The 20,327-nt window shown below is 67.4% G+C and carries 32 protein-coding genes; 4 read left to right on the top strand and 28 right to left on the bottom strand.

Features of this window, described 5'->3' with window-relative positions; all coding sequences use genetic code 11:
- Nucleotides 1–9 precede the first annotated feature (9 nt).
- From rpmJ to rpsJ, 26 genes are all read right to left on the bottom strand, one after another.
- Nucleotides 10–123 (bottom strand): 50S ribosomal protein L36, encoded by a 114-nt coding sequence (rpmJ, locus tag IE267_RS02820; RefSeq protein ID WP_003956441.1) that lies wholly within the window; start codon nucleotides 121–123, stop codon nucleotides 10–12.
- Between the two features lie 60 nt (nucleotides 124–183).
- Entirely contained in the window at nucleotides 184–405 is a 222-nt protein-coding gene (gene infA / locus IE267_RS02825; RefSeq protein WP_003956442.1) for a translation initiation factor IF-1, read from the bottom strand.
- A 217-nt stretch (nucleotides 406–622) separates the two neighbouring features.
- On the bottom strand, nucleotides 623–1,468 hold the full coding sequence (map, locus tag IE267_RS02830; RefSeq protein ID WP_161245594.1) for a type I methionyl aminopeptidase: 846 nt from the start codon (nucleotides 1,466–1,468) through the stop codon (nucleotides 623–625).
- Between the two features lie 511 nt (nucleotides 1,469–1,979).
- Complete coding sequence (locus IE267_RS02835) at nucleotides 1,980–2,636, bottom strand: adenylate kinase (protein WP_161245595.1); 657 nt, start codon at nucleotides 2,634–2,636, stop codon at nucleotides 1,980–1,982.
- Entirely contained in the window at nucleotides 2,636–3,949 is a 1,314-nt protein-coding gene (secY, locus tag IE267_RS02840; RefSeq protein WP_100578129.1) for a preprotein translocase subunit SecY, read from the bottom strand. Before secY ends, IE267_RS02835 begins: the two co-directional genes overlap by 1 nt.
- A gap of 235 nt (nucleotides 3,950–4,184) precedes the next feature.
- Nucleotides 4,185–4,640 carry a 50S ribosomal protein L15 gene (gene rplO / locus IE267_RS02845; RefSeq protein ID WP_100578128.1) on the bottom strand — a complete coding sequence of 152 codons (456 nt, stop codon included), beginning with the start codon at nucleotides 4,638–4,640 and terminating at the stop codon, nucleotides 4,185–4,187.
- 1 nt (nucleotide 4,641) lies between these two features.
- Nucleotides 4,642–4,824: a 50S ribosomal protein L30 gene (gene rpmD / locus IE267_RS02850; RefSeq protein WP_077971845.1), complete on the bottom strand. Its 183-nt coding sequence runs from the start codon at nucleotides 4,822–4,824 to the stop codon at nucleotides 4,642–4,644.
- Nucleotides 4,824–5,426: a 30S ribosomal protein S5 gene (gene rpsE / locus IE267_RS02855; protein ID WP_100578127.1), complete on the bottom strand. Its 603-nt coding sequence runs from the start codon at nucleotides 5,424–5,426 to the stop codon at nucleotides 4,824–4,826. Before rpsE ends, rpmD begins: the two co-directional genes overlap by 1 nt.
- A 46-nt stretch (nucleotides 5,427–5,472) precedes the next feature.
- Nucleotides 5,473–5,856 (bottom strand): 50S ribosomal protein L18, encoded by a 384-nt coding sequence (gene rplR / locus IE267_RS02860; protein ID WP_100578126.1) that lies wholly within the window; start codon nucleotides 5,854–5,856, stop codon nucleotides 5,473–5,475.
- 3 nt (nucleotides 5,857–5,859) lie between these two features.
- Nucleotides 5,860–6,399, bottom strand: a complete 540-nt coding sequence (rplF, locus tag IE267_RS02865; protein WP_100578125.1) for a 50S ribosomal protein L6 — start codon at nucleotides 6,397–6,399, stop codon at nucleotides 5,860–5,862.
- Between the two features lie 21 nt (nucleotides 6,400–6,420).
- Complete coding sequence (gene rpsH / locus IE267_RS02870) at nucleotides 6,421–6,819, bottom strand: 30S ribosomal protein S8 (protein ID WP_003966947.1); 399 nt, start codon at nucleotides 6,817–6,819, stop codon at nucleotides 6,421–6,423.
- Nucleotides 6,820–7,042: 223 nt separating this feature from the next.
- The gene (locus tag IE267_RS02875) at nucleotides 7,043–7,228 is read right to left on the bottom strand and encodes a type Z 30S ribosomal protein S14 (RefSeq protein ID WP_003948630.1); all 186 of its coding nucleotides are present in this window, start codon (nucleotides 7,226–7,228) and stop codon (nucleotides 7,043–7,045) included.
- 5 nt (nucleotides 7,229–7,233) lie between these two features.
- Nucleotides 7,234–7,791 carry a 50S ribosomal protein L5 gene (gene rplE / locus IE267_RS02880; protein WP_053727613.1) on the bottom strand — a complete coding sequence of 186 codons (558 nt, stop codon included), beginning with the start codon at nucleotides 7,789–7,791 and terminating at the stop codon, nucleotides 7,234–7,236.
- Nucleotides 7,791–8,114: a 50S ribosomal protein L24 gene (gene rplX / locus IE267_RS02885; RefSeq protein WP_053727612.1), complete on the bottom strand. Its 324-nt coding sequence runs from the start codon at nucleotides 8,112–8,114 to the stop codon at nucleotides 7,791–7,793. Before rplX ends, rplE begins: the two co-directional genes overlap by 1 nt.
- Before the next feature lie 2 nt (nucleotides 8,115–8,116).
- Complete coding sequence (gene rplN, locus IE267_RS02890; protein ID WP_053727611.1) at nucleotides 8,117–8,485, bottom strand: 50S ribosomal protein L14; 369 nt, start codon at nucleotides 8,483–8,485, stop codon at nucleotides 8,117–8,119.
- Between the two features lie 100 nt (nucleotides 8,486–8,585).
- Nucleotides 8,586–8,870: a 30S ribosomal protein S17 gene (gene rpsQ / locus IE267_RS02895; RefSeq protein ID WP_100578124.1), complete on the bottom strand. Its 285-nt coding sequence runs from the start codon at nucleotides 8,868–8,870 to the stop codon at nucleotides 8,586–8,588.
- Complete coding sequence (gene rpmC / locus IE267_RS02900) at nucleotides 8,870–9,094, bottom strand: 50S ribosomal protein L29 (RefSeq protein ID WP_003966952.1); 225 nt, start codon at nucleotides 9,092–9,094, stop codon at nucleotides 8,870–8,872. The genes rpsQ and rpmC overlap by 1 nt, the downstream gene beginning before the upstream one ends.
- The gene (gene rplP / locus IE267_RS02905) at nucleotides 9,094–9,513 is read right to left on the bottom strand and encodes a 50S ribosomal protein L16 (protein ID WP_053727610.1); all 420 of its coding nucleotides are present in this window, start codon (nucleotides 9,511–9,513) and stop codon (nucleotides 9,094–9,096) included. The genes rpmC and rplP overlap by 1 nt, the downstream gene beginning before the upstream one ends.
- Before the next feature lie 5 nt (nucleotides 9,514–9,518).
- Nucleotides 9,519–10,361: a 30S ribosomal protein S3 gene (rpsC, locus tag IE267_RS02910; protein WP_100578123.1), complete on the bottom strand. Its 843-nt coding sequence runs from the start codon at nucleotides 10,359–10,361 to the stop codon at nucleotides 9,519–9,521.
- Nucleotides 10,361–10,708, bottom strand: coding sequence for a 50S ribosomal protein L22 (gene rplV / locus IE267_RS02915; protein ID WP_004571827.1), 348 nt, complete (start codon nucleotides 10,706–10,708; stop codon nucleotides 10,361–10,363). The genes rpsC and rplV overlap by 1 nt, the downstream gene beginning before the upstream one ends.
- A gap of 43 nt (nucleotides 10,709–10,751) precedes the next feature.
- A complete protein-coding gene (rpsS, locus tag IE267_RS02920) occupies nucleotides 10,752–11,033 on the bottom strand; it encodes a 30S ribosomal protein S19 (protein WP_100578122.1) in 282 nt (93 codons plus the stop codon).
- A gap of 12 nt (nucleotides 11,034–11,045) precedes the next feature.
- Complete coding sequence (gene rplB / locus IE267_RS02925) at nucleotides 11,046–11,882, bottom strand: 50S ribosomal protein L2 (RefSeq protein WP_161245597.1); 837 nt, start codon at nucleotides 11,880–11,882, stop codon at nucleotides 11,046–11,048.
- Between the two features lie 39 nt (nucleotides 11,883–11,921).
- A complete protein-coding gene (gene rplW / locus IE267_RS02930; protein ID WP_100578120.1) occupies nucleotides 11,922–12,236 on the bottom strand; it encodes a 50S ribosomal protein L23 in 315 nt (104 codons plus the stop codon).
- The gene (gene rplD, locus IE267_RS02935) at nucleotides 12,236–12,886 is read right to left on the bottom strand and encodes a 50S ribosomal protein L4 (protein ID WP_100578119.1); all 651 of its coding nucleotides are present in this window, start codon (nucleotides 12,884–12,886) and stop codon (nucleotides 12,236–12,238) included. Before rplD ends, rplW begins: the two co-directional genes overlap by 1 nt.
- Before the next feature lie 4 nt (nucleotides 12,887–12,890).
- Nucleotides 12,891–13,535 (bottom strand): 50S ribosomal protein L3, encoded by a 645-nt coding sequence (rplC, locus tag IE267_RS02940; protein WP_120721902.1) that lies wholly within the window; start codon nucleotides 13,533–13,535, stop codon nucleotides 12,891–12,893.
- A gap of 14 nt (nucleotides 13,536–13,549) precedes the next feature.
- The gene (gene rpsJ, locus IE267_RS02945; RefSeq protein ID WP_003948644.1) at nucleotides 13,550–13,858 is read right to left on the bottom strand and encodes a 30S ribosomal protein S10; all 309 of its coding nucleotides are present in this window, start codon (nucleotides 13,856–13,858) and stop codon (nucleotides 13,550–13,552) included.
- Between the two features lie 1,095 nt (nucleotides 13,859–14,953).
- Here rpsJ and IE267_RS02950 point away from each other — a divergent pair.
- Entirely contained in the window at nucleotides 14,954–15,790 is an 837-nt protein-coding gene (locus IE267_RS02950) for a helix-turn-helix domain-containing protein (protein WP_189762045.1), read from the top strand.
- A gap of 19 nt (nucleotides 15,791–15,809) precedes the next feature.
- Nucleotides 15,810–16,346, top strand: a complete 537-nt coding sequence (locus IE267_RS02955; protein ID WP_189762046.1) for a Uma2 family endonuclease — start codon at nucleotides 15,810–15,812, stop codon at nucleotides 16,344–16,346.
- Between the two features lie 81 nt (nucleotides 16,347–16,427).
- On the opposite strand, the gene IE267_RS02960 is transcribed toward IE267_RS02955, so the two are convergent.
- A complete protein-coding gene (locus IE267_RS02960; protein ID WP_167157638.1) occupies nucleotides 16,428–16,637 on the bottom strand; it encodes a DUF397 domain-containing protein in 210 nt (69 codons plus the stop codon).
- Nucleotides 16,634–17,512 (bottom strand): helix-turn-helix domain-containing protein, encoded by an 879-nt coding sequence (locus tag IE267_RS02965; protein ID WP_167157640.1) that lies wholly within the window; start codon nucleotides 17,510–17,512, stop codon nucleotides 16,634–16,636. The genes IE267_RS02960 and IE267_RS02965 overlap by 4 nt, the downstream gene beginning before the upstream one ends.
- A 155-nt stretch (nucleotides 17,513–17,667) precedes the next feature.
- Between IE267_RS02965 and IE267_RS02970 the strand changes: the two genes are divergently transcribed.
- Nucleotides 17,668–18,108, top strand: a complete 441-nt coding sequence (locus tag IE267_RS02970) for an ATP-binding protein (protein ID WP_189762047.1) — start codon at nucleotides 17,668–17,670, stop codon at nucleotides 18,106–18,108.
- Between the two features lie 120 nt (nucleotides 18,109–18,228).
- Nucleotides 18,229–20,280 (top strand): PIG-L family deacetylase, encoded by a 2,052-nt coding sequence (locus tag IE267_RS02975; protein WP_189762048.1) that lies wholly within the window; start codon nucleotides 18,229–18,231, stop codon nucleotides 20,278–20,280.
- Nucleotides 20,281–20,327 lie beyond the last annotated feature (47 nt).

Genomic DNA, 20,327 nt, shown 5'->3' on the forward strand with positions numbered 1-20,327 from the left:
CGGCGTGCGTCAGCCCTGGCGCTGCTTGTGGCGCAGGTTGTCGCAGATGACCATGACCCGGCCGTGACGGCGGATCACCTTGCACTTGTCGCAGATCTTCTTGACGCTCGGCTTGACCTTCATGGGATGTCAGGTTCTCCGGGTCAGTGCCACCGCCGCCCGCAAGGACGACGTGGGCAAGATCTACTTGTACCGGTAGACGATCCGGCCACGCGTCAGGTCGTAGGGAGAAAGCTCCACTACCACCCGGTCATCCGGGAGGATACGGATGTAGTGCATCCGCATCTTGCCGCTGATGTGCGCGAGGACCTTGTGACCGTTCTGGAGTTCCACCTTGAACATGGCGTTCGGGAGGGACTCGATCACGGTGCCCTCGATTTCGATGGCACCTTGCTTCTTGGCCACGCTTCGCCTTTCGAATCGGCTACCTTGATCGACTCCCGCAGCCGTGTGTGGACACACGGGTACACGAGAGCCGACGCATCAGTCTACGTCAGGGCACTCGAAAAGACGAATCAGATGAGTTTGCCCCAACGAGGAGATCGTTACGCCAAGTGCCGAGGCCACCTATTCCCCGGCATCCCGGCCCAGCGCCGCCTTGCGGCCGGCGCCCCGGCCCCGCTCAGCCCAGCGGATCGGGCGCCGTCGTGACCCCGTACTCCGCCAGCTTCGCCTTGCCGCCGTCGGGCATGGTCAGGACCAGGGGGCCGTTCTCCGTCAGGGCGACCGAGTGCTCCCAGTGCGAGGACCAGGAACCGTCCGTCGTGATGACGGTCCAGTCGTCCTCCAGGACCTCCGTGCGGGGGGTGCCGAGCGAGACCATCGGCTCGATCGCCAGGCAGAAGCCGGGGATCAGCTTCGGATTGTGGCGGCCCAGCATGCGGCGCTTGTCGACGTAGTTCAGGAGGTGCGGGTCCATGTGCATCTCGGAGCCGATGCCGTGGCCCCCGTAGTCCTCGACGATCCCGTACTTACCGGTCGAGGGGCGCGGCTGGCGGCGGATGTACGACTCGATCGCGCGCGAGACGTCGATGAGCTTGTTGCCCTTCTTCACCGCGGCGATGCCGGCCCACATCGACTCCTCGGTCACCCGGGAGAGCTCGACCAGCTCGGGGGCGTGCCCACCGCCGACGAAGGCGGTGTACGCAGCGTCACCGTGCCAGCCGTCGATGATCGCGCCGGCGTCGATGGAGATGATGTCGCCGTCCTTCAGGACGGTCTTGTCGTCCGGGATGCCGTGCACGACGACCTCGTTGACCGAGGTGCAGATCGTGGCGGGGAACCCGCCGTACCCCAGGAAGTTCGACTTCGCGCCGTGCTCGGCGATCACCTTGCGGGCGACCTCGTCCAGGTCCTTCGTCGTGGACCCCGGCACCGCGGCCTCGCGGGTGGCGGCGTGGATCGCGGCGACGACCAGCCCCGCCTCGCGCATCTTCGCGATCTGCTCGGGGGTCTTGATCTCCACCATGTGCGGCTCACGCCTTTCTGGTACGGGTATGGGTCACCCCCAACGATAAGGCTTCCGCACCCGGCCCCGGATGCCCGTGTGCCCGGCCTCCGACCGCGGCCCGCAGTGACCACTGACACAGCTCCCCGCGCCCTGAAGCTCCCGTACTGGCCGGCACGGACATCTTCAGCCCGTCCGGGGCATCCCCCCGAAGCCTCGGCCTCCGACCGCGAACCACACATGGCCGATCGCGCAGCTCCCCGCGCCCTGAAGCTCCCGTACTGGCCGACACGGACATCTTCAGCCCGTCCGGCGTTTGAGGACGAGCGCCCTTAAGGCGCGAACGGGGTCTGGGCCGGAGCCCCAGGGGCCGGGCTCTCCAGTGCCGCGCCTACGGGTGGGAGGGTGGGAAAACGCGCGAACGGGGTCTGGGGCAGCGCCCCAGGAAGGCGACCCGGGGCCGCACGCGAAACGGCCGCGGCACCCCCCGCCAGGGGGCACCGCGGCCGAAAACGCACGCTGGGCGCGAGGACTACGCCGCTTCGCGGCGCAGCGCGTCCATCGCCTTCCGGGTGACCTCGTCCACCTTGCCGAGCGCGGTGATCGTGATGACCAGACCCTGCGCACGGTAGTAGTCGATGATCGGCTCGGTCTCGCTGTGGTAGACCTCGAGCCGCTTGCGCACGGTGTCCTCGGTGTCGTCACCGCGCTGGTAGAGCTCGCCGCCGCACTGGTCGCAGACGCCTTCCACCTTCGGGGCGTTGTACGCGACGTGGAAGACGTGCGCACTGTCGTTGCGGCAGATGCGCCGGCCGGCGATCCGCTTGACGACCTCGTCCTCGGGGACTTCGAGGTCGAGCACGGCGTCCAGCTTCACGCCGTCCGCCTTCAGCACCTCGTCCAGCGCCTCGGCCTGCACCACGTTGCGCGGGAAGCCGTCGAGCAGGAAACCGTTCTCGGCATCCGGCTTGCCCATGCGGTCCTTGGCCATCCCGATGGTGACCTCGTCCGGCACCAGCTTGCCGTCGTCCATGAACGCCTTGGCAGCCTTGCCCAGCTCCGTGCCCTGGCTGATGTTGGCACGGAAGAGGTCGCCCGTGGAGATGTGCGGGATCGCCAGGTTCTTGGCAAGGAACGCGGCCTGCGTTCCCTTGCCCGCACCGGGCGGTCCAACGAGGACGATTCGCATCAGCGGAGGAACCCTTCGTAATTGCGCTGCTGAAGCTGGCTCTCGATCTGCTTAACGGTTTCCAGACCCACACCCACGATGATGAGGATGCTCGTCCCGCCGAGCGGGAAGCTCTGGACGCCGCCGAAGATGATCAACGCCATTGTCGGTACGAGCGCGATCAGCCCCAGATACAGCGACCCCGGCCAGGTGATCCGGTTGAGTACGTAGCTCAGGTACTCAGCGGTCGGTCGGCCAGCCCGGATGCCCGGGATGAAGCCACCATACTTCTTCATGTTGTCGGCGACTTCCTCGGGGTTGAACGAGATCGCCACGTAGAAGAAGGCGAAGAACACGATCAGGAGGAAGTAGCTGACGATGTAGTAAGGATGGTCGCCCTTGGTCAAGTTGTCCTTGATCCAGGTCGCCCAGCCGGCCGTCGAGTTGGAGAACTGGACGATCAGCGCCGGGATGTAGAGCAGCGACGAGGCGAAGATGACCGGGATCACACCGGCCTGGTTGACCTTCAGCGGAATGTAGGTCGAGGTCCCGCCGTACGAACGGCGGCCGATCATGCGCTTCGCGTACTGCACCGGGATGCGTCGCTGGGCCTGTTCGACGAAGACCACGAGACCGACCATGACCAGGCCGACGAGCACCACCGTGCCGAACTCGATCCAGCCACCGGCCAGGTGGCCCTGCTTCTTGATGGCCCACAGGGAGCTCGGGAAGCTGGCGGCGATCGAGATGAACATCAGGATGGACATGCCGTTGCCGATGCCGCGGTCGGTGATGATCTCACCGAGCCACATGACGCAGGCGGTACCGGCGGTCATCGTGATGACCATCGTGATGGTCGTGAAGATCGACCGGTTCGGGATGATCTCGGTGGCGACCTGGCAGCCGCTGAAGAGGGCGCCGTTGCGGGCGGTGGCCACGAGGCCGGTGCCCTGAAGGATCGCCAGCGCGACGGTCAGGTAACGCGTGTACTGCGTGATCTTCGTCGTACCCGCCTGGCCCTCCTTCTTGAGGGCTTCCAGGCGCGGGATCACCACGGTCAACAGCTGCAGGATGATGCTCGCGGTGATGTACGGCATGATGCCGAGCGCGAAGATCGTGATCTGCAGCAGCGCGCCGCCGCTGAACATGTTCACCAGACTGAACAGGCCGCTGTTCTGCTGGGCCTGGTCGACACAGGTCTGTACGTTCTTGTAGCTCACCCCGGGCATCGGAATGTGCGTACCGAGCCGGTAGACCACGATGATGCCGAGTGTGAAGAGCAGCTTCTTGCGCAGGTCAGGCGTCTTGAACGCCTGGGCGAACGCGGTGAGCACGGTGCCTCCTGCGACCCCCGCGCAAGTGCGTCAGGGTGACGGTCTTGAGGATCGACGAATAAGGATAGAAGTCTAGATCTGCCAAAAATCCGTACTGTAGCCGTCCAGGCACACAGCACGGAACTTAGACAGTGCACGCCACCTTACCGGCGACCGTGCCCCCCTAGGAACGACCAACCGGGGATGCCCCATTTGAGAGGCATCCCCGGTCGGATGTTCAAGCCATCAAGCTGTCTCAGACAAGCTCGGTGACGGTGCCGCCGGCGGCGGCAATCTTCTCCTTGGCGGAGCCGGAGACGGCGTCAACCGTCACCTGCAGCGCCACGGAGATCTCGCCCTGGCCCAGGACCTTGACGAGGCTGTTCTTGCGCACCGCGCCCTTGGCGACCAGGTCGGCCACCGTGACCTCTCCACCCTCGGGGTAGAGAGCGCCGAGCTTGTCCAGGTTCACGACCTGGTACTCGGTGCGGAACGGGTTCTTGAAGCCCTTCAGCTTCGGAAGACGCATGTGGAGGGGCATCTGGCCACCCTCGAAGCGCTCCGGAACCTGGTAACGGGCCTTCGTACCCTTGGTACCACGACCTGCGGTCTTACCCTTGGACGCCTCACCACGACCCACACGGGTCTTGGCGGTCTTGGCGCCCGGGGCAGGACGGAGGTTATGGGCCTTCAGCGGGCTGTTCTCACCCATGTCAGTCAACCTCCTCAACCGTCACGAGGTGGCGGACGGTCTGCACCATGCCGCGGAACTCGGGGCGGTCCTCCTTGACAACCGTGTCGTTCAGGCGCTTGAGGCCGAGCGAACGCAGGGTATCGCGGTGGTTCTGCTTGCTGCCGATGTACGACTTCGTCTGCGTGATCTTGAGACGGGCCATTACGCACCCGCTCCCGCACGTGCACGAAGCAGAGCCGCGGGGGCAACGGCCTCAAGGGGCAGACCACGGCGAGCCGCGATCTCCTCGGGACGCTGCAGGCCCTTGAGGGCCGCCACGGTCGCGTGCACGATGTTGATCGCGTTGGAGGAGCCGAGCGACTTCGACAGGATGTCGTGCACGCCCGCGCACTCCAGAACGGCGCGCACCGGGCCACCGGCGATAACACCGGTACCGGGAGCAGCCGGCTTCAGGAGCACGACGCCGGCGGCACGCTCGCCCGTGATCGGGTGAGGGATCGTGCCCTGGATGCGCGGAACCTTGAAGAAGTTCTTCTTGGCTTCCTCGACACCCTTGGCGATGGCCGCGGGAACTTCCTTGGCCTTGCCGTAACCGACACCTACGGTGCCGTCACCGTCGCCCACCACGACCAGCGCGGTGAAGCTGAAGCGGCGACCACCCTTGACAACCTTGGCAACGCGGTTGATCGCGACAACGCGCTCAACATAAGCGGTCTTCTCGGCGGCAGCGCCACCGTCGCGACCCTTCCGGTCCCGCCGCTCGCCGCCACCGGCACCGCTTCCGCGGCGCTGGGGTCCAGCCATTGGATTTACCTCTCTCTGTTACGTCCGTTAGTCCCGGAACCGGGGCTTAGAACTTCAGCCCGGCTTCGCGGGCGGCGTCAGCCAGAGCGGCAATGCGCCCGGCGTACCTGTTGCCACCACGGTCGAACACGACGGTCTCGACGCCGGCGGCCTTGGCGCGCTCGGCGACCAGGGCGCCGACCGACTTGGCCTGCGCGGACTTGTCGCCCTCGCCACCACGGATCGACGCGTCCAGAGTCGACGCCGACGCCAGGGTGTGACCCTTGAGGTCGTCGATGACCTGAGCGGTGATACCGCGGTTGGAACGCGTCACGACGAGGCGCGGACGCTCCGCCGTACCGGACACGTGCTTGCGGATGCGGACGTGGCGACGTGCCTTGGCGGCACGCTTGTAAGCGTCGCCCTTGGCGATCTTCACACCGTATGCCATGGCTTACTTACCAGCCTTTCCGACCTTGCGGCGGATGACCTCGCCGGCGTACTTGACACCCTTGGCCTTGTACGGGTCGGGCTTGCGCAGCTTGCGGATGTTGGCGGCGACCTCGCCGACCTTCTGCTTGTCGATGCCCTCGACGCTGAGCTTCGTGGGCGACTCGACCTTGAAGGTGATGCCCTCGGGGGCCTCGACGGTGATCGGGTGGCTGTAGCCCAGCGCGAACTCCAGGTTGGAGCCCTTCGCCTGGACGCGGTAACCGACACCGCTGATCTCGAGCGCCTTGGTGTAACCCTGGGTCACGCCGGTGATCATGTTGGCCACCAGCGTGCGGGACAGGCCGTGCAGGGCCTTGTTCTGACGCTCGTCGTTGGGGCGGGTGACGTTCAGAACGCCGTCCTCACCCTTCACGATCTCGATGGGAGCCGCAACAGCGTGCGTGAGGGAACCCTTGGGGCCCTTCACGTGGACCGTACGGCCATCGATGGTGACGTCCACACCGGCGGGAACCTGGATGGGGAGCTTGCCGATTCGCGACATTAGCTTTTCCTCCGTTCCCGACTACCAGACGTAGGCGAGGACTTCCCCACCTACGCCCTTCTTGCCTGCCTGCTGGCCGGTGAGCAGACCGTGCGACGTGGAGATGATCGCCACGCCCAGGCCGCCGAGCACCTTCGGCAGGTTGGTGGACTTCGCGTACACGCGCAGACCGGGCTTCGAGATCCGCTTGATGCCCGCGATGGAGCGCTCACGGTTCGGCCCGAACTTCAGCTCAAGGACGAGGTTCTTGCCGACTTCGGCGTCCTCGACCTTCCAGCCGGTGATGAAGCCCTCCTGCTGGAGGATCTCCGCGATGTGCGACTTGATCTTGCTGTGCGGCATCACGACGGAGTCGTGGTACGCCGAGTTTGCGTTGCGCAGACGAGTCAGCATGTCTGCGATCGGGTCAGTCATGGTCATGAATCGGCCTTCGGCCTCTCTCGCCGCGGTTTCCTGTATGCGCCATCCCTCTCCCCACTCAGTGGCGGGACGGGTGCGGTGCGGGGACCTACGGCGTAGTAAGTCGTTATGGGCGGCGGACGCCCAACCCCACAAGCCTACGGCATGTGGAGGAGGGCACCCGCCGACCAGATACTTACCGAGAGCGTCCGGTAATTCCCAAGTCCCAAGGGACAGGCGGGAATTACCAGGAGCTCTTGGTCACGCCCGGCAGCTCGCCACGGTGAGCCATCTCACGAAGGCACACACGGCACAGGCCGAACTTGCGGTACACGGAGTGCGGACGGCCGCAGCGCTGGCAGCGCGTGTAGCCACGCACACCGAACTTGGGCTTGCGGGCAGCCTTCGCGATAAGAGCCTTCTTCGCCATCTCGCTTACGCCTCCTTGAAGGGGAAGCCGAGGTGACGGAGGAGCGCGCGGCCCTCGTCGTCGTTGGTCGCCGTGGTGACCACGGTGATGTCCATACCCCGGGTACGGTCGATCTTGTCCTGGTCGATCTCGTGGAACATGACCTGCTCGGTGAGACCGAAGGTGTAGTTGCCACGGCCGTCGAACTGCTTCGGCGACAGACCACGGAAGTCACGGATACGCGGCAGCGCGAGCGACAGCGTACGGTCCAGGAACTCCCACATGCGGTCACCGCGGAGGGTGACGTGGCAGCCGATCGGCTGCCCCTCGCGCAGCTTGAACTGCGCGATCGACTTGCGGGCCTTGGTGACGGCCGGCTTCTGGCCGGTGATCGTGGTGAGGTCGCGAACCGCGCCGTCCATCAGCTTGGAGTCGCGGGCGGCGTCGCCCACACCCATGTTGACCACGATCTTCACGAGGCCGGGAACCTGCATGACGTTCTCGTACGAGAACTCCTCACGCAGCTTGCCCGCGATCTCCTCGCGGTACTTCGTCTTGAGACGCGGAGTGGTGGTGGTAGCCATCAGATGTCCTCACCCGTCCGCTTGGCAACGCGGATCTTGTTGCCCTCGTCGTCGAAGCGGAAACCGACGCGGGTAACGACCTTGTTGCCGTCCTTCTCCACGACGAGCTGAACGTTGCTCACGTGGATCGGGGCCTCGGTCGTCACAATGCCACCGGTCTGCGAACCGCGAGCGGTCTGGCCGGCCTTGGTGTGCTTCTTGACCCGGTTGACACCCTCGACCAGGACGCGGTCCTCGCGGGGGAAGGCCGCGATGACCTTGCCCTGCTTGCCCTTGTCCTTACCGGTGATGACCTGAACCAGGTCGCCCTTCTTGATCTTCATGCTTACAGCACCTCCGGCGCGAGCGAGATGATCTTCATGAACTTCTTCTCGCGCAGCTCCCGGCCCACCGGGCCGAAGATGCGGGTGCCGCGGGGGTCGCCATCGTTCTTGAGGATGACGGCCGCGTTCTCGTCGAAGCGGATGTACGAGCCGTCCTGACGACGACGCTCCTTGACGGTGCGCACGACGACAGCCTTGACGACGTCGCCCTTCTTCACGTTGCCACCGGGGATCGCGTCCTTGACGGTGGCGACGATGACGTCACCGATACCCGCGTAGCGGCGACCGGAGCCACCGAGCACACGGATGCAAAGGATTTCCTTCGCACCAGTGTTGTCGGCGACACGCAGTCGCGACTCCTGCTGGATCACGTCTATCTCCTGATCGTCTGCCGGTTCCCGGCCGGGGCTTGATGACTCAAGCCCCGGCCGAGCCTGGCGGAACTAACCCGAGGGAAAACCCCTCAGATAATTACTTGGCCTTCTCGAGGATCTCGACGATGCGCCAGCGCTTGCTCGCCGACAGCGGACGCGTCTCCATGATGAGGACGCGGTCGCCGACACCGGCAGCGTTCTGCTCGTCGTGCGCCTTGAGCTTGTTCGTACGGCGGATGACCTTGCCGTACAGCGCGTGCTTCACACGGTCCTCGACAGCGACGACGACGGTCTTGTCCATCTTGTCGCTGACGACCAGACCCTCGCGGGTCTTGCGGAAACCGCGCGCTTCAGTCGTCTCAGTCACATTCTTCTCGCTCATCAGGCGCTCTCCACCGTCTCGATGCCCAGCTCGCGCTCGCGCATCAGGGTGTAGATCCGGGCGATGTCCTTACGGACGGACTTGAGCCGACCGTGGTTCTCGAGCTGGCCCGTCGCCGCCTGGAAGCGGAGGTTGAACAGCTCTTCCTTGGCTTCGCGGAGCTTGTTGAGAAGCTCCTCGTCACCCAGCTCGCGCAGTTCGGACGCCTTGGTTCCGGCCGACATCACGCCTCACCTGCCTCGCGCCGGACGATGCGGCACTTCATCGGGAGCTTGTGAGCGGCTCGGGTGAGCGCCTCACGAGCAATCTTCTCGTTCGGGTAGGACAGCTCGAACATCACCCGGCCCGGGTGAACGTTCGCGACCCACCACTCCGGAGAACCCTTACCGGAACCCATGCGGGTCTCGGCAGGCTTCTTCGTCAGGGGGCGGTCCGGGTAGATGTTGATCCAGACCTTGCCGCCACGCTTGATGTGGCGGGTCATCGCGATACGAGCCGCCTCGATCTGGCGGTTGGTCACGTACGCCGGCGTGAGGGCCTGAATGCCGTACTCGCCGAACGCAACCGTCGTACCACCCTTGGCCATACCGCGGCGCTTGGGGTGGTGCTGCTTGCGGTGCTTGACCCTACGGGGGATCAGCATTTCGGTCAGGCCTCCGTTCCGGTGCTCTCAGCCGGAGCGGCAGCGGCGGGAGCCTCGGCCTGGGGGGCCTCGGCAGCCGGCGCAGCCTGCTGCGGCTTGCGGCCGCGACCGCCACGCTCGCCGCCACGTCCACCACGGCCACCGGCCGGACGGTCGTTGGCGCCACCACGGGCCGGGCGGTTACCCGCACGGGCCGCTGCGTTCTCGGCGCGAACCTCGGCGATGTTCTTGACATCGCCCTTGTAGATCCAGACCTTCACGCCGATGCGGCCGAAGGTCGTCTTGGCCTCGAAGAAGCCGTAGTCGATGTTCGCGCGCAGGGTGTGCAGCGGCACACGGCCTTCGCGGTAGAACTCCGAGCGGGACATCTCGGCGCCGCCGAGACGGCCACCACACTGGATCTTGATGCCCTTGGCGCCGGCCTTCATCGTGCCCTGCATGCTCTTGCGCATGGCACGACGGAAGGAGACACGGGAGGAGAGCTGCTCGGCAACGGCCTGAGCAACCAGCTGAGCGTCCATCTCGGGGTTCTTGACCTCAAGGATGTTCAGCTGGACCTGCTTGCCCGTGAGCTTCTCGAGGTCACCGCGGATGCGGTCGGCCTCGGCGCCACGGCGGCCGATGACGATGCCGGGACGCGCGGTGTGGATGTCCACCCGCACGCGGTCACGGGTGCGCTCGATCTCAACCTTCGAGATGCCGGCGCGCTCCATGCCGGACGTCATCATCCGACGGATGGCGACGTCTTCCTTGACGTAGTCCTTGTACAGCTTGTCGGCGTACCAACGGGACTTGAAGTCCGTGGTAATGCCGAGTCGGAACCCGTGCGGGTTTACCTTCTGGCCCATTACCGGGTTCCTTCCTTGCTGCTGACGACCACGGTGATGTGGCTGGTCCGCTTACGGATCCGGTAGGCACGGCCCTGAGCACGCGGACGGAACCGCTTCAGGGTCGGGCCCTCGTCCACGTACGCCTCGCTGATGACCAGCGAAGAGGCGTCGGTGTGGTCGTAGTTGTGCGCGGCGTTGGCAATGGCGCTGTCCAGCACCTTGCCGACCGGCACGCTCGCGGCCTGCGGGGCGAAACGCAGGACCGCCTGAGCCTCCGTGGCATCCATGCCACGGATAAGGTCCACCACGCGGCGGGCCTTCATGGGCGTGACGCGGATGTACCGCGCCTGGGCCCTGGCTTCCATGGTTGTCCCTTCGGTGTAAGTCATAGTCGTTACCCACCCCGCGTTAGCGGCGCTTCGACTTCCGGTCGTCCTTGACGTGGCCGCGGAAGGTGCGAGTCGGCGAGAACTCGCCGAGCTTGTGGCCGACCATCGACTCGGAGACAAACACCGGGACGTGGGTCTTGCCGTTGTGCACCGCGATCGTGTGGCCGAGCATGGCCGGGATGATCATCGAGCGACGGGACCAGGTCTTGATGACGTTCTTGGTTCCAGCTTCGTTCTGAGCGTCCACCTTCTTTACGAGGTGGCCGTCAACGAAGGGTCCCTTCTTGAGACTGCGCGGCATCTAAACCCGCTCCTAGCGCTTCTTGTTCGTCTTGCGGCGGCGGACGATGTACTTGCTCGATGCCTTCTTCGGCGAGCGAGTACGACCCTCCTTCTGACCCCACGGGGAGACCGGGTGGCGACCACCACTGGTCTTGCCCTCACCACCACCGTGCGGGTGGTCAACCGGGTTCATCGCGACACCACGGACGGACGGGCGAACGCCCTTCCAGCGCATACGGCCGGCCTTGCCCCAGTTGATGTTCGACTGCTCGGCGTTGCCGACCTCACCGACGGTGGCGCGGCAGCGGGCGTCGACCAGGCGAATTTCACCGGACGGCATACGAAGGTGGGCCATCGTGCCCTCCTTCGCCAGCAGCTGCACCGAAGCACCCGCGGAGCGGGCGAACTTCGCACCGCCGCCGGGACGCAGCTCGATGGCGTGGATGGTCGTACCGACCGGGATGTTGCGCAGCGCCAGGTTGTTGCCCGGCTTGATGTCGGCCCCGGGGCCGTTCTCAATGCGGTCACCCTGGCTCAGGCCACGGGGCGCAATGATGTAGCGCTTCTCGCCGTCCGCGTAGTGCAGGAGCGCGATGCGCGCGGTGCGGTTCGGGTCGTACTCGATGTGAGCGACCTTCGCCGGCACGCCGTCCTTGTCGTGACGACGGAAGTCGATCACGCGGTAGGCACGCTTGTGGCCACCGCCCTGGTGACGGACGGTCACACGACCGGTGTTGTTACGGCCGCCCTTGCTGTGCAGGGGGCGGACCAGCGACTTCTCCGGCGTGGACCGCGTGATCTCGACGAAGTCGGCGACGCTGGAGCCACGACGGCCCGGAGTCGTCGGCTTGTACTTGCGGATACCCATTTCTCAGTCCTCGTCCGATATTCGGACCAGGGCGCTCCGTTAGGAGGCCTGGCCGAAGATGTCGATACGGTCGCCCTCAGCAAGGGTCACGATGGCGCGCTTGGTGTCGGCACGCTTGCCGAAACCGGTCTTCGTGCGCTTGCGCTTGCCCTGGCGGTTGATCGTGTTGACCCCGGTGACCTTGACCGAGAAGACCGCTTCCACGGCCTGCTTGATCTGGGTCTTGTTGGAGCCCGGCTTGACGACGAACGTGTACTTGTTCTCGTCGAGCAGCGCGTAGCTCTTCTCGGACACAACCGGCTTGACAAGAATGTCGCGCGGGTCCGTGAAGGTCTTGCTGGTGATCTCGGCCATCAGGCCTCGCTCCCCTCGTTGTCATCGGCCTTGGGGCCAGACACGAAGGACTCGAAAGCGGCCTGGGTGAAGACCACGTCGTCGGAGACGATCACGTCGTACGTGTTCAGCTGGCCCGGCTCCAGGATGTGGACCTGGGGCAGGTTGCGGGCGGACAGCCACGCGGCCTCGTCGGCGCGCTCGACGACCAGGAGCAGGTTGGCGCGCTCCGAGATCTTGCCGAACAGCGTCTTGGCGGCCTTGGTGGAAGCCGTGCCCTCGACCACGCCGGTGACGACGTGGATGCGGGAGTGGCGCGCCCGGTCGGAGAGGGCACCGCGCAGGGCGGCGGCCTTCATCTTCTTCGGGGTGCGCTGCGAGTAGTCACGCGGCTGCGGGCCGTGGACCACGCCACCGCCGGCGAACTGCGGCGCACGGGTCGAACCCTGGCGCGCGCGGCCGGTGCCCTTCTGGCGGTACGGCTTGCGGCCACCACCACGGACTTCGCCGCGAGTCTTGGTCTTGTGCGTGCCCTGACGGGCAGCAGCCAGCTGCGCGACAACGACCTGGTGGATCAGCGGAACGCTGGTCTTCGCGTCGAAGATCTCCGCGGGGAGCTCGACGGTACCGGCCTTGTCGCCTGCCGGCGAAAGGATGTCAATGGTGCTCATTACCTCAAGCCCCCTTGGCCGCGGTACGGACCAGGACGAGGCCGCCGTTCGGACCGGGGACCGCGCCCTTGATGAGGAGCAGACCCTTCTCCGCGTCAACCGCGTGGATGGTCAGGTTCTGGGTGGTGACACGCTCGTTGCCCATGCGGCCCGCCATGCGGACGCCCTTGAACACACGGCCAGGGGTGGCGCAGCCACCGATGGAACCGGGCGAGCGGTGCTTGCGCTGGACGCCGTGTCCGGCGCCGAGGCCCTTGAAGTTGTGACGCTTCATGACACCGGCGAAGCCCTTGCCCTTGCTCTTGCCCGTGACGTCAACCTTGACGCCGGACTCGAACACCTCGGCAGTGATCTCCTGGCCCAGCGTGTACTCGCTGGCGTCAGGGGTGCGGAGCTCCACCAGGTGGCGGCGGGGAGTCACGTCGGCCTTGGCGAAGTGACCCTTGAGGGGCTTGTTCACCTTGCGCGGGTCAATCTCGCCGAAGGCGATCTGGACCGACTCGTAACCGTCGACGTCGTTCGTGCGGACCTGCGTCACGACGCACGGCCCGGCCTTGATGACGGTGACCGGGACAACCCGGTTGTTCTCGTCCCAGACCTGGGTCATGCCGAGCTTCTCGCCCAGGACGCCCTTGATGTTCTTGCTCATCTCGGCCCGTCCCTTCAGAGCTTGATCTCGATGTCGACACCGGCCGGCAGGTCGAGGCGCATCAGCGAGTCAACCGTCTTCGGCGTGGGGTCGAGAATGTCGATGAGGCGCTTGTGCGTGCGCATCTCGAAGTGCTCGCGAGAGTCCTTGTACTTGTGCGGCGACTTGATGACGCAGTACACGTTCTTCTCAGTGGGCAGCGGCACCGGGCCTGCGACCGACGCACCAGTGCGGGTCACCGTCTCGACGATCTTCTTCGCCGAGGAGTCGATGACCTCGTGGTCGTAGGCCTTGAGCCGGATGCGGATCTTCTGTCCCGCCATGGCTACCTAGTAGTCCTTTGTCTCGTAACGCTCTGGAACCCGGGGGCTCTATCGACTCTGTCTCCGACCCACGCGGTCGGGCGTGTCGCATTCCCTCTACGCAGAAATCCCATACGGAATTTCCCAACCAAGGGGATGCGGGCCACAAGACCTCGCAGACGGGGGCAGAACACCCACCGGACGCCTGGCCGGAGCCCCGCTGACACTTCCCGGAAGATTCCCGTACGTCCGCCCCTGATCAGGGGCGACGAGTACGATGGGACTCGCTTCCGGTCCTCCCGGCGGGAGGCGCGCAGCATCGGCACTCAACCGAGCAACCCCGATAGTCTGCCACACCGGGGCAGGGCCTGGCCAATCGCAGCCGGGAAGCGTACCCCACGTCACATGCGCTCACGCATTCGGCACGCGGCCGTGCGATGCGGGCCCCCTCTCCCGGCACCGCTGACATGACCGCCCCCACCGCCAACAGCCGGCTCCGGGCCCGGTGTGGCTGAGCCTCGCGGCGCGCGGCGGATCGACGAAGTCCACGGCACGGCCGTACCGGTCCAGCGCGTCGAGCTCGACGCGACCGCCCCGCCCGAGGGCCCGGGCCCGGAGCCTCGGTGCCACCACGGCGAAGACGCGTACGACGCCGACCGCGCACCGAACGACGCGGACGGCAGCGGTTTCACCCACCACCCTCGACCGACCGGACCTGAAGCCTCGGCTCAGCCGCCGGCCCCTGTCCCGACCACCAGGCCACCGGCCCGCTCGCGGGCGGTTGAGCGCTGCTCCCAGCCCCTCCTGTCCGTGCCCCCCGGGTCGCACCCCCCACGACCCGGCACACCACGACCCGGCACACCGCGACCCGGCGCCCCACGCCATCAAAAGCCCTCAATTCCCGGAGGGAAATCCCCCACCCAACCCCTCCAGCCTCCCGTCACCCACACGGGTGACAACGCCCAACTCGGCTGGATTTGCTGGCAGTTGACTGGCATATGCTCGCGCCGACAGCCCCGGTCGCCGGGGCGACGACAACCCCACACATGCATCGGCCCCCGGCCGGGACTGGCATCCCGATCGAGGGCCTGACCACCTAGGAAGCACACCTTCCCGATGGCTCTTCAGAACCCTAGCGCGCCCCCGCGCCCCTCGTCCCGCGTTCCCGACGGCACCGCCCACTCCGGTGTCATTCACGCCAACACCCGGCACACCAGTCGGTACACGGTCGTCGGCAACCACCTCGCCCAGCACCGCGAGCTCTCCCTGCTGGCGATCGGCCTCGCCGTACACATCCAGTCCCTGCCCGCCGGGGCCCGCATCGGCATCAAGGTCCTCGCCGACCGCTTCCCCGAGGGCGAGGCCCGCATCGCCTCGGCGTTGCGCGAGCTGGAGGCGCACGGGTACCTGAAGCGCAGCCGGGAGCGGCTGCCCAGCGGCCGGGTCGTCAGCCGTACGGTGTCCTGCAACCAGCCCGGGCACGGCCGCGCAACGCCGTGCAGCCCACCCGACGCGCGCCGCCCGGAGCCGAGGCCCCGCAGAACCATGCCCCCTGCCCCGTCGGTCCCCGTGTCCTCGGCCACACCACCCCAGGCTGCCCCCGTGCCCTCACCCGAGGCCGCCGAACTCCTCAAGGGGCTGCGCCGCGACGAACCCCGGCTCCTGCTCGCCGAACGGGACGTGAACCGCCTCGCGCCACTCGTAGCCGCCTGGCTCGACCGTGGGGCCGACCCCGACGCCGTACGCCGCACCCTGACGGCGAACCTCCCCGAGCCGCTGCACCACCCGGCGTCCCTGCTGGCCCACCGCCTCGCTGCGCTGCTCCCGCCCCCCATGCCCGTGCAGGCCCGTCCGGATCCGCTCCAGACCTGCGAAACCTGCGACCGAGCCTTCCGGGGACCGGCCCCCGGCCATTGCCGCGACTGCCGGCCCGATCTCCACGAGGCTGCCTGACGTGCACCGATACCGGGCGATGCGAAGGCTGGTTCAGGCGATGGACGACACACTTCCCGGCAGGTTCGAGATCACCAAGGACGGGATCGTCCACGACCTTCGGACTCCCGTCCGTCCCCACGAGCTCACCGCCGTGCGGGTGCGCAAACGCCTGGAGAAGGTGATGCCGGAGGATCTCGTCACCCATGCGGGAGCACCCGACGTCGAGGACGAGGTGGCGCACATCATGCGTCGCCCCGACATCATCGTGATCCGCGAACCCGACATGGAAGGCGACGGCTCCTTCGACCCCCGTACTCTCATCGCCGCCATCGAAGTCGTCTCCCGCTCCAACCCGGACCACGACTGGGTGGGCAAGATGCGGGACTACCCCCTGCTCGGCGTCCCCGTCTACGCGGTCTTCGACCCCCGCACGGGGACCGGCGCCGTTCTGTCCGAGATCCACTCCACCCCCGACGGCCCCCGTTACGCGACGCGGAAGGACTTCGTCTACGGCGAGGACGTCACCATCGCCGAGTGGACGATCCCCACCGATGCGCTGCCGCGCTACCCGTAGCGTCTCCTCGCGCAGCCGGATGCCGTCCCCTGCGCCCCGCACCCGGCGCCAACCGGGCGTGAGGTAACACCAGTTGAGGGGTCAGCTCCTCGACGCGTACGAGACGAAGTCTGCCCAGGCGGCCGGCGTCAACGCGAGCTGGGGGCCACCGATGGTCTTGGAGTCTCGGACGTGCATCACGCCGGGGGCAGCGGCGACCTCGATGCAGTCGTTGCCGTCACCGCTACTGCTGTAGCTGCTCTTGAACCACACCAGAGCGGAGGCGTCCCGGGCAGTGGGGGTGGCGATCATGTTTCTCCAAGCATCTGCTCGATGAAGGCCCGTGACTCTCGGGGCGTGAGTGCGTGGGCCCGGATCATGCCATAGCGCAGTTCCAGGATCCTGAGCTGCTTCGGATCGGACACAGGTCGGCCGTTGAATGCCCCCTCAGTACGCCCCACCGCTGTACCGTCCGGAAATTTGAGCACCTCGATCAACCCACCTGTGCCGAAGTGGTCCTCGGAGCCTGTCGGCATCACCTGGATCGACACATTCCGCAACTGCCCCAACTCCAGGAGCCGTTCGAGCTGCCGACGCCATACCATTCTGCCTCCAACCGGACGGCGAAGCGTCACCTCCTCCTGCACGAAGCCGAGCGTCGGTGCGGGTGACCTGTCGAAAACCGACCGGCGGGCCATCCTTGCGGCCACCATGCGCTCCGCCTCCTCGTCCGAGTAGGCGGGAAGCCACGCGTCGAATAGCGCCCGCATATGCCCCTCGGTCTGCAACAGGCCGTGGATGTTGTGGTTGCTGTACAACCCAACCTCGACCGCCTGCGCCTCCAACTCGGCCAGCTCCCGAACCTTCTTCGGATACCTGACCTTCGCCACGTCCTCCTTCATCGCCGCGATGAGCCCACCCGCCCCCAACACCTCGTCCGCCTTGTCCAGATACTCGGGCTGAGGGATCCGCTTGCCTCCCTCGATCTTGTAGACCATGTCCTCGCCGTACCCCACCGCAACCCCGAACTCGGCGGCCCGCATCCCCTTCGTCTCGCGCCGCAGTTTCAACTGGCGCCCAACCGTCGTGACCACGGCCACGCCCCAGTCGTCGTCCGGGTCGACCTCCCAGCCCGGCTCGTCCGCCTCGCCCTTGAGCCGGGCCGCCTCGCCGTCCACCTGCCGCATCCCGCACCCCTCCGTTGCACGTCCTCGCCGCAACACCCCTTACCCGTACAGCCCGTGCCGACAGCCAGGACAGCACCGGACAAACTCCGGACAGTCACCGTACGGACCGATTGAGTCACTGTTCACGGTAGGCGCGCAGCGCCACGCTCAGTCACGTGAACCAGGAAAACGTCACCCAACTCCCCATCCCCGCGCGGCACTTCGGCGTGCTGCTGTCCTCCACGCCACGCGGCGCGCACCTGGCCCGCTTCCTCGCCACGGAGTGGCTGCGCACCTGGGGCCTGCCACCCGGCGCCATCGGCACCGCCGAACACCTCGTCGCCGAGCTCGCCGCGAACGCCGCCACGCACGGCCGGCTCCCCGGGCGGGATTTCCGGCTTGCCCTCCACGCCACCACAGACGTGCTCCGCATCGAGGTGACGGACACCCGCGGTGACGCTCTCCCCCGACGCCGGCCCCCGTCCCCGGACGCCGTGTCGGGACGCGGCCTGATCCTCGTGGAGGCGTTCGCCGACCGCTGGGGCGTCGACATCGGACCCGTCCCCCGTAAGACCGTCTGGACCGAGCTCGACCTTCTTCCGGCGGACGCACCGTAGAGAAGGAGCGGGAGAGAAGAAATCGCGTGCCCCGGCACCACCGGGACGCAACCCCGCCCCCCGCTCCCCCATCTCACTGGGCGCGCGATCCCGCCGGATCGCGGGGATGCGGGGCGAGCGATGGACGGGACGCACGTGGACGAGACGGCAAGGCCCGCGGGGCCGGGGCGAAGGGCCGTACTGGGGAGCGCCGCCGCCGCGGGGCTCACCGTCGGCCTCGCGGGATGTTCCGTGCCCCGCACGGGCCGGGGGCGCCTGGCGGGCCCGGCCGCCCCGCTCGGCGCCGCACCCCGCCGCCCCCTCCTCCTCCAGATCCTCGCCCACCCCGACGACGACCTGTACTTCATGAACCCGGACACCCAGCACACCCTGGACTCCGGGGTCCCGCTGGTCAGCGTCTACGTCACCGGCGGAGAGGCCAACGGCGACAACCGGGTGGTCAGCGACACCGGGCCGCACGTGTACGACAAGGCCGCCTATTCCTCCGCCCGGCACCAGGGGCTGCGGCAGGCGTACGCCACCCTGCTCGGGATGGACAGGTACACCCCGTGGGACAAGTCCGTCGCCGAGCTGCGCGGAGGGCATCGCGCCGAGGTCAACCGGCTCCAACACCAGGGCCGCAGCGTGGAGTTGGTGTTCCTCAACACCGCCATGCACACCCCGCTCGGGGGGAGGATGGGGCTGCCGAGCCTCTGGGAGGACCGTCACCTCCAGCTGCCCGTCGTCATCGCCGAAGGGTCCCCGCTCACCCGGGCGAAGGCGTACACGTACGACAGCCTGGTGGACGTTCTCGAGGGGCTCCTCGCCGACTACGCGCCCACCCTCGTCCAGACCCTCGACCCCGACCCGGACATCCAGCACAGCTCGCCGGCCGACCGCTCGCACGACTCCGAGCAGCCGGGGTACTCCGACCACGCCGACCACACCGCCGCCGCCTCCTTCGCCTGGGCCGCGATGATCCGGCACGCCGAACGCGGCAACGCCTTCCTCGCCACCGCCTACCGGGCGTACTACAACCGGCACTGGCCCAAGAACCTGCCGCCCAGGGTGCTCGCCGAGAAGGCCGCGCATCTCGTGCCGTACGGCGGTAGCAAGGACTGGCAGTGCGGGAACCCCGGCGGGTGCGGAGATTACAACGTGGGCGGGAACCGGCCGCTGACCAACTGGAAGGGATGGGTGCGCTCCACCCACTACCGCCACCCCGGCGCCCGGCTGCTGGCCCCCGGCGACGGCTCCCACGCCTACGGCGTGCTCGGGCTGCGGGCCGTGCGGTGGAGCCGGAACCCGGACGACGGCTGGGGCGCACCCGAGGACCTGGGTGGCTCGCCGCTCGCGCCCGTGCTCGGCGGTGCCACCCTGGCCGACGGGCGGCAGCTGCTCTTCGCCCTGCGGTTCTCCTCGCTGCGGGGGCGTGCCGGCGCCAACACCCGCGAGATCGTCGCCCTTGAACAGGGCGCGCCCGGTGGGAAGTTCGGCGCGTGGAAGGGGCTCGGGAATCCCGAGCGGGGGGACGACCGGGGGCGCCGGATCGGGCCGCCCACCGCGGTCGCCGCACCGGACGGCCGCGTCCATCTCTTCGTGCGCAACGCCGACCGCGGCATCAGCTCCCGCATCCGCGAGGCCGACGGCAGCTGGACACCGTGGCGCGATCTGGGCGGGGAGTCCGTGCAGGAGGGGCTGAGCGCCGTCGTGGACGGTCGCGGGCGCGTCCACGTCTTCGCGGCCGGCGCCGACACCGTGCACCACTGGTCCCAGAGCGCCCCCGGGCGCCCGCTCGCACCCGTGCCGTCCCGGCTGCCGCTCGCCGTGGACGCGGTGGCCCCGGTCGCTCTCGGCGACGGCGTACAGCTGCTCTACCGCTCCTCGGCCGATCCGAAGAAGGCCCGCCATGACCCGGGCTCCCCCGCGTCCCCGCGCCTCACCTCCGTCCACGCGGACGGCAGCGCGGCGAAGCCGGTCGCCCTCGACGGGTACGGTCCGGTCGGCGCGGCCGGCGGATACGTGCTGGGCACGGACGAGCAGGGCCGGGTCCAACTCGTGGGCGCGGGACGGGCGTCGAAGCGGCCCCGGGGAGTGGTCCCGGTGGGCCCGCCCACGCTGTCCGTCCACGACGGGCACCCGCTCGCGCTGGGCCTCGGGGTGGACGCCGCTCCCTGGTCCTGGCGGCCCTGAAGCCTCCCTGAGCCCCGTACGAACAGCGAAGAGCCCCGCACCTCGAA

The organism is Streptomyces xanthochromogenes, from assembly GCF_014650455.1.
Taxonomy (GTDB): domain Bacteria; phylum Actinomycetota; class Actinomycetes; order Streptomycetales; family Streptomycetaceae; genus Streptomyces; species Streptomyces xanthochromogenes.